Annotated in this window: 2 protein-coding genes; both read left to right on the top strand. The window is 49.7% G+C overall.

Annotation, left to right across the window (positions count from 1 at the left end):
- The coding region (gene cysD / locus ABJO30_12810; protein ID MEP3233699.1) for a sulfate adenylyltransferase subunit CysD at positions 1-831 on the top strand (831 nt) is incomplete at its 5' end.
- The coding region (gene cysN / locus ABJO30_12805; GenBank protein ID MEP3233698.1) for a sulfate adenylyltransferase subunit CysN at positions 831-2,728 on the top strand (1,898 nt) is incomplete at its 3' end. The genes cysD and cysN, both read left to right, overlap by 1 nt.

Genomic DNA, 2,728 nt, shown 5'->3' with positions numbered 1-2,728 from the left:
GAAGCTGAAAAACCCGTTATGTTATATTCGGTTGGCAAAGATTCAGCCGTTATGCTGCATTTGGCTCAAAAGGCCTTTTATCCATCAAAGCCCCCTTTCCCGCTGATGCATGTGGATACCACATGGAAGTTCGGCGAGATGATCGCGTTTCGTGATGAGATGGCGAAGAAGCTCGATATGGAGCTGATCGTCCACATCAACGAAGAAGGCGTGAAGCAAGGCATCGGTCCGTTCTCCCACGGTTCCGCCATGCATACTGATGTGATGAAAACCCAAGGCCTCAAACAAGCGCTTGATAAATACGGATTTGACGCAGCCTTCGGTGGCGCGCGCCGTGATGAAGAAAAATCTCGCGCCAAAGAACGGATCTTCTCATTCCGCTCCAAACAGCACCGTTGGGACCCAAAGAACCAACGCCCAGAGCCGTGGTCAATTTATAACACGCGCATCCAACCGGGCGAGAGCATTCGCGTGTTCCCGCTTTCCAATTGGACCGAGCTTGATATTTGGCAATATATCCATTTGGAAAATATCCCAATTGTACCACTTTATTTCGCAGCACCACGTCCCGTGGTTGAGCGTGATGGTACGTTGATCATGGTTGATGATGACCGCATGCCGCTTGATGGCGAAACGCCGGTTGAAAAAATGGTACGCTTTAGAACACTCGGCTGCTACCCACTGACGGGTGCCGTTGAAAGCAGTGCTGCCACATTGCCAGACATCATTCAGGAAATGCTGCTTACCACTCAATCAGAACGCCAAGGGCGCATGATTGACCATGACAGCACAGCCTCGATGGAGAAGAAGAAGCAGGAGGGGTATTTCTAATGTCCCATAAATCTGAGCTCATTGCCGAAGACATCAACGCCTATCTCAAGGCGCATGAAACAAAATCCCTGCTCCGCTTTATCACGTGTGGTTCAGTGGACGATGGCAAATCTACCCTCATTGGCCGTTTGCTTTATGAAAGCAAGATGGTGTTTGAAGACCAGCTTGCTGCCCTTGAATCAGACAGCCAAAAAGTTGGCACACAGGGTGAAGGCCTCGACTTTGCTTTGCTTGTCGATGGATTGGCCGCAGAACGCGAACAAGGCATCACGATTGATGTGGCCTATCGCTTTTTCTCAACCGAAGGCCGCAAATATATCGTGGCTGATACACCGGGCCACGAGCAATACACCCGCAACATGGCAACAGGCGCTTCAACAGCAGACCTTGCCATTTTGATGATTGATGCGCGTAAGGGCGTTCTCACTCAGACCCGTCGTCACTCCTACATCGTCAATCTACTTGGCGTGCAAAACCTTGTTCTTGCCATCAACAAGATGGACCTCGTGGATTATTCCGAGGAACGCTACGACGAGATTGTTGCTGAGTACAAAGCTTTTGCTACAGAAATTGGCATAAGCGACGACCGCATCACACCAATTCCAATGTCCGCTCTTGTTGGTGACAACATTACAGAAAAGACGGATGCTCTTTCTTGGTATGAAGGCGGCACGTTGATGGAGCATCTGGAAACAGTGCACATTAGCGAGAATAAAAACACCAAACCGTTCCGCATGCCCGTACAATGGGTGAACCGCCCTAACCTCGATTTTCGTGGTTTTAGTGGTCAAATTGCCAGCGGTACACTTTCGGTTGGTGATGAAATTCGTGCGCTTCCTTCTGGCAAAACCAGCAAGGTTGAAAGCATCGTCTTCCCTGTCAAAATTGACGGTGAGGACAAGCTTGATCAAGCCGTTGCCGATCAATCTGTTACCATCACGCTTGAAGATGAAATCGACATCTCACGCGGTGATGTGATTTGCGGCAAGGACGATCCAGCTGAGGCCGCCGACCAATTCCGCTCCACGCTTTTGTGGATGGATGAAGATGAGATGCTGCCTGGTCGAACCTATCTGATGAAGATTGGCGCAAAGACCGTGCAAGCAACAGTGGCAGCACCCAAGCACGTTGTGGACATCAACTCGCTTGAAAAGTTGGCCGCACCAACACTCACATTGAATGCCATTGGTACTTGCAATCTGGCACTTGATCAAAACATTGCTTTTGACGCTTATGAAGACAACCGCACAACGGGTGCCTTCATCCTGATTGACCGCATGACCAACCGTACCGTGGCTCTCGGCTTTGTAGAATATGCGCTGCGTCGCGCATCGAACATTCATTGGCAAGCCATGGATGTGAATGAGCAAGCACGTGCAGAACAAAAAGGCCAGCGCTCTGCTGTTTTATGGTTCACAGGTCTTTCTGGATCAGGCAAATCAACCATTGCAAACGCTCTAGAAAAGCGCCTGTTTGCCATGGGCCGCCACACGATGGTTTTGGACGGTGACAATGTGCGCCACAGCCTCAACCGCGATCTTGGCTTTACAGAAGCTGACCGCGTGGAAAACATTCGCCGTGTAAGCGAAGTATCTCAGCTGATGGTAGAAGCAGGCTTGATTACGCTTGTGTCTTTCATCTCACCTTTCCGTTCTGAACGGAACATGGCGCGTGAGCGCATTGGTGATGGCAAATTCTTGGAAATATTCGTCGACACGCCTTTGAGTGTTGCCGAAGACCGCGATGTGAAAGGGCTTTACAAAAAGGCTCGTGCTGGTGAAATTAAAAACTTCACAGGCATAGATAGTCCTTATGAAGCGCCAGATAATCCGGAAATAACGATCAACACGGTCGACCAAACACCAGAAGAAGCAGCAGAGATCATTGTTAAATATCT

Source organism: Hyphomicrobiales bacterium, from assembly GCA_039973685.1.
Classification (GTDB): domain Bacteria; phylum Pseudomonadota; class Alphaproteobacteria; order Rhizobiales; family JACESI01; genus JACESI01.
This window is presented reverse-complemented; position numbering and strand designations above follow the sequence as displayed.